Genomic DNA, 9,569 nt, shown 5'->3' with positions numbered 1-9,569 from the left:
TTGCCGATTCTCCCCACCATTGTCTTTCTGCATTGACTTCCCAACGGATTTCTGGACTGTTTATCTCACTTTGCCAACCGAAAGGTGTTTGTGATAAAGCGTTAGCTCCAGTAGATTTTAAAATCCTAAGTTCTTTGCCTTCTAAAGGTGATCTGCTTCCTACCCAACAAACCCCTTTCCATTTTTCTACAGCTTTGATGATTTCTTCCTCTGGCAAAGTCCACCAAATCATTGCGAAAGCAATAAATACTGCTATCGAACTCAATAAATATTTAGTGTACCAAGGTTTCATTTCTTTTTTAGAAGTGTCTGAATTACAATATCTTCCTCTAATGTACGATGAACTGGGCAACGATGCGAAATTTCCAGAAGTCTTTGTCTTTGATCTTCATCTAAAGCCCCTTCTAAATTTATCAATCTGGTAAATCGACTTACTTTCGATTCTTTTTCGGAAGGGTTTTTACTGTCATTCAAATGGACTTTATCATGATTTAGAAAAACAGTTACTTCATTTAGTTTCCATTTTTTTCGATCTGCATACATCTTAAGCGTCATTGCAGTACAACTACCCAAAGAAGCCATTAAAAAATCATAAGGATTAGGTCCCAAATTATCTCCACCTACTTCCAAGGGTTCATCTGCAATCATGTGATGATGGGGAGTTTTAATCTCCGTCGTAAAACCAGGTCCAGATAATCTCACTTTCACCTGATTTCCCTCAGTATCATAGAGATTTTCCGTTGTTTTTTCTAAAGAAACATACCTTTTGCTCCAACTAGCTATTACTTCTCCTACATATTCACTATCAGTTTCCTTAGAAACCATGTGATCAGAGCCATCCAGAGAAATAAAGCTTTTGGGATGCTTTGCAGCGTTATATAGCTCAGCTGCATTTTGAATATCCACGATTTCATCTTGGGGAGAATGCATAATGAGAAGAGACTTATTCAGTTTCTTAAGCATATTCTCTAAAGGTTTTTGTTCTAGATCCTCCAAAAACTGCTTCGAAACCCGAAAAGGTCTTCCTCCTATCACTACTTCTGCACTTCCCATTTCCTTAATCTTAGAAATACTTTCTTTAAAAAGCTTTTTGATGTGCCCCGGAAAAGCAGGAGCGCCAATCGTTATGACTGCTTCTACTTTTGGTAAATCAAAGCTTGCATACATAACGGCAGCACCACCTAAGGAATGACCAACCATCATCTTTGGAGATTCGTAATTCCTTTCTAAAAAATCTGAAGCGTCAAGTAAATCAGAAATGTTTGACGAAAATGTACTTTCTTCAAATTCTCCATCACTCCTTCCCAAACCGGTAAAATCAAAACTTAGAACTGCAATTCCTTGCTGGGAAAGAGAAGTACTGATTCTTCTAACAGCAGAGAAATTTTGGGAGCAAGTAAAACAATGTGCAAAAACTGCATAGAATCTTGGGTTTTGATCTAAAGGGATATACAAATGAGCCGCTAGATCCAAACCTTTCCGATTCCTAAATGTCAGTTTTAATGGGTTCATTGAAGTTTTTCCACTTTAATATTTTCCGTGTTGATTTCCGATAATACCTCCAACTTCCCTTCAAGATATAATTCCTGCATCTTTCCAACGGGTGTTTTCTCAATTTCAGGCTTTAAGTTTAAATAATTCTGAAAGCGAATTCCTCCTACTTCCATCACGTCGGTCACGGACCTCATTCTCACGCCTCCACCATCGGTTAGATAATAATAGGCCATATAATCCATCAAGTAATCGTCTTTCCCGAACCAGTACAAAAACTCATCTTCAAAGTCTTCCCCACCACCATCTTGTTTAAAAGTCACTTTGATCAAATGGTATTCTTCACCTTTAATTTCAGTTAATCCTAAATAAGTCTTTATAGCTGCAGGATCGTTTAAACCATAAGGTAGAAACGCAAAATAAGCTACTGAATTAACTGAACGAGTGTATTTCCCAATCCATTCTGCATTTAGGGTATCTAATTCAACTCCATTTACTGTCCTCAAAAAGCCTTCGTTATTCAATACATCTCTGACCTGACCAGACTCATGGTCAAACTCTCTGATGTATTCAAAAGAATCGGGAGTTTTATAAATAATATAGTGAATGTCCCGAAAATCAAATTCGATTATCGAGTCTTCATAAGCCTTCCCTCCATGGGCATCAATGGCTTTATCTACAATTTTCTCTGCATCTGTTCTTGAATCACAGGCCGTAAAAGCCAAAAACAGCAGGAAGTATAAGGGGGTAAAATTCTTTATCATTTCAAAAACCTAATCTTTAATTTAATTAATCATTCTGAATATTTATTTCAAAATCAGAGTATTCATATGCCGCACGTACATATAACTTATTTCCATTTTCATCAATTCTATAACTTGTTCTAATTCCATAAAAAAGAAAAGGTCCATCGGAAACCATGGAATTATTCACAATATAACTTCTGTGATCTTTAAGTTGAACTTCATTACCAATCATTTCAAATGACAGGGGGTCAAAATAAAACCACCATACATCATCCTCCGGACCGTAGTTTACTCTTACTGACTCTGCAAGTTTTCCTGTATCTAGTTTTTTTTGTCCTTCATACGTCAAAGTAACATTTTCATCTTGCAAAAGCTTCCAAGGTTGGGCGATAACATAATAAGCCGCATCAAAGTCTTTCTTTTTAGATTTCAAAAAATCAGGGTTTTGGACCGAATTTCCTCCCATAGTATACTTCATTTCTGTTCCATCGAAAGTGGAAATATGCTCAACACTATCGCTTGTCCAGGATAAGCTTCCTTCAAAATATGGCTTCATTCTAAATTGAATCCATTGATCTGTTTCACTTTCAACAGAACCATCTTCCAAAAGTAATTTTGTCCTTTTTCTAAATTTCAGTGATTCTAAATTATCCCAGGCTTGCTGACCTCCATGAGCTTCAATGGACTTTTCAAGAATTTCTTTGGCTCTTTTTTCAGAATCCTGTGAGCAGCATACCATTAAAAAACTAAGCAACCCCATTAAGAAGATTCCTGCTTTATGATTCATAACTCTGTATTTTCTCTGATCTTAAATTAATATTCCCCTTTTTGTAATCCCACAATAATGCCAACCCCACCATTCCATATTCAAGCAATAATAACCAAGGATTTTCATAGTTTTCTTGATTACTGTAAGCTTGATAAGAAAATATAGCAGTAAAAGTCCAAACAGTCAGTGATCTAATTTTTGTCAATAAACTTAATCCAAAAGCCGGGATAATATACCATGGATGTACCACGGGTTGAAGTATCAAATAGACCAGGTAACTCATAGTCCAGACTTCAGCCATTTGAACTATAGTATTTGGCTTTTTTTTCCATGCGAAATAGGCTATACCAAATAAGGTGAGCAAGCTCAATAGCTTTGTCAATGAAGCAATTGTGTTATAACCTTTGATCCAAAACCCCACTTCTCTGAACAGATAATAAATTGAGGCATTAAATTCAAACTTTCCCTGATATAATCTTAAGCTCTCCAAAAAGTTCTTCCAAGAACTTTCCCAAAGTAAAGGAGAAAATAAAACGACGAGTCCAAAAAAAGAAACAAGCCAAAATGAATATGATTTCCGGATCTTTTCTGAAAAAAGAAAAGAAGGACCAAGCATAAGAGGTAGGATTTTTACACCTATTGCCAAAGACCAAAATCCACCTAGACTTTCTGTTTTGGCCTTTCCAAATGCCAAAAGAGCAAGAAGCAAGAACACTAAAACCAACCCTTCAAAATGTAGATTTGAAATAATTTCCAGAATAATAAAAGGATTAAACCAATAGAGCAGCAATGTTTTTGGCGGAATCTTCTCAGTTTTAAAAAGTTGAAGTAGGAGAAAAAAAACTAAGATTTCTGAAAGAATCAACAAGATTCGAAGTACCACTATTCCCTGCCAGGGATCTTGTTTTGCCCCTATTGAAGTTATCCAAAAAAGAAATTGATTGCTTGGAGGGTAAACGGAATAATATTCAGGAGAATTCATCAACTCAAACAAGTTCTCCAAGTAGGGACTTTTTATACTAGGATGATTAACGAGCCAGTCTTTAGGTGTTTCCAGATATGGGTTTTGCTCTAGTCTGATTAATTCCCCATCCCATAAAAACCTTGCATAATCTTCCGACCATTTAGGGATAGAGACTAACAACACCAAACGTAAAAACAGGCCTCCGGTAAACCACCAAATATATCTTTCCCTACTTTCCTCAATAGAAAAATAAAGTATTCCCAAAATCAGAAAACAGGCAGAAAATATTAAGAGAGTTGAAATAAAATTATCCCTAGGAATAAAACTCAGAACAAAAATCCCTGCAAGCAGGCAAAGCCATAGGGTAAATTGGAGTATGGGTTTTAAAGGAATTTTCAAAGTCCAAGAGCCCTTCGCAACTCTTTATCTTGTAGCCCATTCCTATTCCAATAATCCAGTTTTTCCATATTCCTTCTTGTTCCGATTGTCCTTTCAACACTTCCATCGGGCTTTGTCTGAATTTCTTCCCAACTCAATATCTCAAAAGGGAAAAATTGCTGGTATCGTACGACTAGCTTTCTATTAATAGTTTTGTATTCAAGGCTCAACTCTTCCTGATTTCCACTGATTTTTCTTTTGCTAATTGAGGCCCTTTCTACTTTTAGCGGGATATGAGAAAATCTTTGAAAGATCAAAGAAGGAATTAAACGGACATCGCCTTCGGGTACTATAGAAGGGTTTAAACGGATTGTATTAAAAATTTCATCTTCACTGGGGCCCTCGAGCTTAACTTCTTGATCCCCCTCTGACTCAAAGTATGAAAATAGTTTTGCTCGATAAGATCCATTCTTCCAATTCATTTGAATAAAAGATTGACCGCACCACTCCGTGACCGAAGCTGTAATCTTAAAAGCATTTTCTTCGTCATATACCGGAGTGAAAACCGAAAGCATAGTATTGTAGGGGTAAACTCCGGTTACAAATTCACGTGTCATATTCATTTTAATGACCTTCCTCGCATCCGCTCCTGCATCTTCTGGATTATCCAATTTTACTTGTTTTCGTTTAGAGAAATCCTCAGTGACAAAGATCATCACGGCAGTTCCTTCGCGTTTTTCTCCATATCGATACTGCTCCAAATCAAAAACATTTATCTCTGCTTGACCTTGATACCAATAGCTGGAAAATTGATCCTCATCCACGCCGGTTCTTGGTTTACCTCCGCAGCTAAATAATATCAAAAACGTAAGAGTAATTGCTAATTTTCTCATTATAAACCAGTTTACCAATATTTAAAAATGGTCAAAATAATTTTGTATCCTGCTCCAAAAACCCCTTTTACAGTTCCGCTAACTTTAGAAACACCTATTCTTTTCCTATAATTGACTGGCCTCTCTGTATAGCGAAGTCCTTTTTTATGTGCCTTAATCTGCATCTCTATGGTCCAACCAAAATTTTGATCAACCATATTCAAATCCTTAAGTCTATCCCATAAAATAGCACGAAATGGCCCTAAATCCGTATAATCAGCTTTCTGAATGTACCTCATCATGGTCGTAGCAAGCCAATTTCCGAATATTTGGGGGAATGTCATTGATCCAGCTTCTTTTTGTCCTTTCGCTCTAGAACCAATTACCATGTCAGCTTCTCCTTCCAAAATCGGCAGAACCAAATCACTCATTTCTTCCGGATAATCACTAAAATCCCCATCTAAAAACACAACAATATCTGGTTGGATTTCTTGCTTTTCTATCCAAGCCATTGCTGTTAGGCATGCTTTTCCGTATCCTTTTTGTTTCTCAAAAACTACAATTGCTCCCTCTCTCTCTGCTGCAGCTTTTGTCCCGTCCGTAGAATTATTATTTGCAACAACCACATTCCTAACAAAATTAGGAATTTCCCGAATCACTAATGGAATAGATTTTTCCTCATTATAAGCAGGAATTATCACATCTATGATGGATTTATCAAAGGAAGTATTACTATTTGCCAAGACTGTATGCTTTGAATGAAGTGATAAATACGAGACTGTAGCCTAGAGCTAACATCAGGTGAAAAGGCAGCATTTCAAAAGTCCCCCACTGAACATGAAGGAAAACCATTATCCAAAATATCACGGCAAAAAGACCTTCGAAGTAGGTGGTGAATGGAATTTTGAATTTTATGTAATTATTGGATTTCAAACCTTGTTTCCCACTTTCCAGATTAAATTTTGGAGTTCTGATAAAAGGTGATTTTTTACCTGTCAAACCCTCCCAAACTGCCTGAGCATTGTGGAGTGCTAATCCCATAGAAACCGAAAGAAACAAAGGTAATTGCCAGAAAACTTGCCCCAAACTCTTTATAAACGATCTTCTAGCATAGAAGTAGGAAACTAAATATACCCCTGCTATAATCACAAAACCTATCATAAATACCCCCGCTAGTTTAAAGAGGTTTTCAGGAATAAATCCTTTGACACCTGCCCACCATACTCCTATGCTACTGAAGCTAACTAATAGGATTGCAATAAAAATACTGCTATTAAATAAATGCGCTAATGCATGAAATTTAACTCTGAAAGGTAGGTCTTGGGATAATACTCCTCTGATATGTTTAACTGCACATTCTGCACCACCTTTTGTCCAACGGAATTGTTGGGATTTTACGGCAGACATAATTGGGGGCAATTCAGCTGGTGATTCGATTTCTGGTCTGTAAACGAATTCCCATCCTTTTCTTTGCGCCCTATAGCTCAAATCTAAATCTTCAGTCAAGGTATCATCATGCCAATTTCCAGCATCGAGAATGCAACTTTTCCTCCATATTCCTCCGGTACCATTAAAATTGATGAACGCTTGTTGAATATTTCTCCCCATTTGTTCGATAAGAAAGTGCGCATCTAATGCAAAAGCTTGAAGCCGGGTAAGCAAAGAATAATTTCTATTCAAATGAGTCCAACGTGTTTGAACCATTCCGATTTTTTCAGAAGAAAAGAACGGTAAAGTCTTTAATAGAAAGTCTGGATCAGGAACGAAATCAGCATCGAAAATTGCTATAAATTCCCCTTCTGCCTTTTCTAATCCATATTTTAAGGCTCCAGCTTTAAAACCTACTCTATCTATTCTATGGATATATTGAAAATTGATATTAGGAAATTCTTTAATTTTTTTTTGGATCAAATCAGCAGTTTCATCAGTACTATCGTCCAGCAATTGAATTTGCAAGAGGTCTATCGGATAATTGATTTTAGCTGCAGCTTCAATCAAACGCTCTACTACATAAAGTTCATTAAATACTGGAAGCTGGATAGTGACCTTTGGCCAATTTTCCATCTTTTTAATAGGAATGCTAGAGAGCTTCTTCCTTGCTTTCCAGAAGTTCCATAAGAGATTTCCCTGGGCCAAACTGTAAACAAATATGTACAGCATTCCCAGAATATATATTCCTATTAAAAGGTAAAGAAAGATCATTTAGGCATTTAGCTTTATGGAATCATTTCCAATAATAATGGGCAATTCATTGATTCTACCTTCTTCTGAATCATTCTCCAATTTTAAAACGCCTCTCGGACATACAGATGAACAAACCCCGCAACCAACACAACTCGACCTCACGATGTTTTGACCTCTTTGAGCATACCATCTTACATCAATTCCCATCTCGCAATATGTTGAACAGTTACCGCAGGAAATACATTGTCCTCCGTTCGTGGTGATTCTAAATCTAGACTTGAATCGTTGCACTATTCCTAAATATGCTGCAAGGGGACATCCAAATCTACACCATACCCGATTTCCCATAAATGGGTAAAATCCTGTTCCGACTACACCGGCAAAAGCTGATCCAATGGCAAAACCATAGAACGAATGTAACTGGTTAGTCACATTTCCCAAAAGACTAAAACCTGAAAAGTAATTTACTATAGTCAAAATGGTCATCACTACGGCGAGTACTAATACCCCGTGAATAATTACCCGCTCGTATTTCCATGCTTTTAAACTCTTATCAGAAAGCTGTCGGTAGGGGTCACCAACTGTCTCTGCCAAACCTCCACATCCACATACCCAAGAGCAATACCATCGTTTGCCATAGAAATAAGTGAATAAAGGAACTCCAACGATAATTAATAAAATCCCCCAAATCAACATAAACATTCCTACTCCTCCACTACTTAGAAAAGTGTCGATTTGATAATCATAGAAAAAATCATAGTCCAGAGGCCAGATATTTTTGAAATCAAAATACGGCTGATTAAATAAAACCAGAATCTCCGGTATCAAAAAAGCAAAAGCTGTTTGGAAAAACATGACAGAAGCTGTTCGGAGTTGTTGGTATTTATTGCCTTTGTATTTTCTAAACATCCGGATCCCCATCACAATTATCGCTATGGTGTAAATCAAACCATATAAAAACCATTGGCTTGCAGGGTTCCCACTTAACAATAAACTGATTGGGTTAACCATCGCAACCAAATTCACAAGATAGGCCGGGAACCAATACAGAATAATGTAAAATAGTATCAAATAGGCTCCGGTTATCATTCCCATCCAGCCTCGATTTTTCATAGAAGAATGGAAAATACCATTATTCTTAATTCCTGCAGGCTCATCTTTATGGCTTGGGAGATTATACATTAAGCCGCCTAGCATAGCCAATCCTATTGAAAGAATAAAAAACAACCAGGGATTATCTTTGACAGGACTTGATAAACTTGCTTTCGCCAATGGAAAACTATAGTCATCCCAAATTACTTGATCCCAAAGCGATTGGGCTTTTAGATCATCATTATAGCTATTGAAATTAGAATTGAATTCTTTTAAAAAAGAAAAATTTGAACTGAATTTTTCCCCATACATTGGAGTGAGAATTTCAACCATCTTTTCTTGATGAATATCTTTTGTATTCTCTGCAACCTGAACTTTTTCAAGAGTATATGTTCCTATAAATGGAATAGCAGTGAAAGTTATTACCCCAACCAGAAACAATAAGATTCCTATTTTTTGGATTAGTTTCATGCGCTTGCCCCAAATAATTTTTGAATAAAAGATTTTTTTCCAACTCGGATTTCAGTTCCAAATTGAGAATTAAATGCCTTTTGAATTTCTATATAATAGGGAGCAAAAAATTCAGGATCGAAATTAGCTTTCTCCAGTTTTGAAATAACTTTTTCTCCTTTCCATTTTTCTTTAATTGCATGGTCAAAAAACTCATGCTTTAATCTGAAACCAAAATTATTTACTCCCAATATTTCACCGGCCTTGTTCATCAACATTCTAAATGAAACTTTACCGGATTTATGCTCCCAATAAAAAGAAGTAATAATACCTTCCTCCCACTGAGGAGGAACTGTCCCATATGTCTGATATTCTATATCCAAAAACTTGGCTGAATTAAACCAAACCCCAGGTTTGTACGAGGTTGCTTTTCCATTTAGTGTATAAGCTAAAGTCTCTCCATGCATCCTTCCTGTGTACCAAACTTGTTCAATAGGACGTCTATCATCTGCTGGAGCTTCATGAAATTCTGCACAATCACCAATAGCATAGACATTCGGGATATTAGTTTTAAAATAGAAATCCACTTTAACTCCCCGATTTACTTCCAAGCCAGTTTCTCT

9 protein-coding genes and 1 pseudogene are annotated in these 9,569 nt (G+C 36.6%); all 10 read right to left on the bottom strand.

What is annotated here, in order from left to right:
- A pseudogene (locus Q0L68_RS11745) lies at nt 1-292 on the bottom strand (hypothetical protein); the annotation flags it as partial.
- Nucleotides 289-1,512: a bifunctional alpha/beta hydrolase/OsmC family protein gene (locus Q0L68_RS11740; RefSeq protein ID WP_296703247.1), complete on the bottom strand. Its 1,224-nt coding sequence runs from the start codon at nt 1,510-1,512 to the stop codon at nt 289-291. The pseudogene Q0L68_RS11745 and the gene Q0L68_RS11740, both read right to left, overlap by 4 nt.
- The gene (locus Q0L68_RS11735) at nt 1,509-2,255 is read right to left on the bottom strand and encodes a DUF6503 family protein (RefSeq protein ID WP_296703244.1); all 747 of its coding nucleotides are present in this window, start codon (nt 2,253-2,255) and stop codon (nt 1,509-1,511) included. The genes Q0L68_RS11740 and Q0L68_RS11735 overlap by 4 nt, the downstream gene beginning before the upstream one ends.
- Before the next feature lie 25 nt (nt 2,256-2,280).
- On the bottom strand, nt 2,281-3,024 hold the full coding sequence (locus Q0L68_RS11730) for a DUF6503 family protein (RefSeq protein ID WP_296703242.1): 744 nt from the start codon (nt 3,022-3,024) through the stop codon (nt 2,281-2,283).
- Nucleotides 3,014-4,369, bottom strand: coding sequence for a glycosyltransferase 87 family protein (locus tag Q0L68_RS11725; protein ID WP_296703239.1), 1,356 nt, complete (start codon nt 4,367-4,369; stop codon nt 3,014-3,016). Before Q0L68_RS11725 ends, Q0L68_RS11730 begins: the two co-directional genes overlap by 11 nt.
- On the bottom strand, nt 4,366-5,241 hold the full coding sequence (locus tag Q0L68_RS11720; RefSeq protein ID WP_296703238.1) for a hypothetical protein: 876 nt from the start codon (nt 5,239-5,241) through the stop codon (nt 4,366-4,368). Before Q0L68_RS11720 ends, Q0L68_RS11725 begins: the two co-directional genes overlap by 4 nt.
- Before the next feature lie 11 nt (nt 5,242-5,252).
- Nucleotides 5,253-5,963: a glycosyltransferase family 2 protein gene (locus Q0L68_RS11715; protein WP_296703236.1), complete on the bottom strand. Its 711-nt coding sequence runs from the start codon at nt 5,961-5,963 to the stop codon at nt 5,253-5,255.
- Nucleotides 5,953-7,422, bottom strand: a complete 1,470-nt coding sequence (locus Q0L68_RS11710; protein ID WP_296703234.1) for a cellulose synthase family protein — start codon at nt 7,420-7,422, stop codon at nt 5,953-5,955. Before Q0L68_RS11710 ends, Q0L68_RS11715 begins: the two co-directional genes overlap by 11 nt.
- The gene (locus Q0L68_RS11705; protein WP_296703231.1) at nt 7,423-8,967 is read right to left on the bottom strand and encodes a 4Fe-4S binding protein; all 1,545 of its coding nucleotides are present in this window, start codon (nt 8,965-8,967) and stop codon (nt 7,423-7,425) included.
- On the bottom strand, nt 8,964-9,569 hold a 606-nt coding region (locus Q0L68_RS11700; RefSeq protein ID WP_296703229.1), incomplete at its 5' end, for an FAD-dependent oxidoreductase. The genes Q0L68_RS11705 and Q0L68_RS11700, both read right to left, overlap by 4 nt.

The organism is Algoriphagus sp. (assembly GCF_024642405.1).
Lineage (GTDB): Bacteria > Bacteroidota > Bacteroidia > Cytophagales > Cyclobacteriaceae > Algoriphagus.
This window is presented reverse-complemented; position numbering and strand designations above follow the sequence as displayed.

Excerpts from the sequence above, each read along its gene's own strand:
- Q0L68_RS11740 (WP_296703247.1), bottom strand. The coding sequence starts at position 1,512 with ATGAACCCATTAAAACTGACATTTAGGAATCGGAAAGGTTTGGATCTA.
- Q0L68_RS11735 (WP_296703244.1), bottom strand. The coding sequence starts at position 2,255 with ATGATAAAGAATTTTACCCCCTTATACTTCCTGCTGTTTTTGGCTTTT.
- Q0L68_RS11730 (WP_296703242.1), bottom strand. The coding sequence starts at position 3,024 with ATGAATCATAAAGCAGGAATCTTCTTAATGGGGTTGCTTAGTTTTTTA.
- Q0L68_RS11720 (WP_296703238.1), bottom strand. The coding sequence starts at position 5,241 with ATGAGAAAATTAGCAATTACTCTTACGTTTTTGATATTATTTAGCTGC.
- Q0L68_RS11710 (WP_296703234.1), bottom strand. The coding sequence starts at position 7,422 with ATGATCTTTCTTTACCTTTTAATAGGAATATATATTCTGGGAATGCTG.
- Q0L68_RS11705 (WP_296703231.1), bottom strand. The coding sequence starts at position 8,967 with ATGAAACTAATCCAAAAAATAGGAATCTTATTGTTTCTGGTTGGGGTA.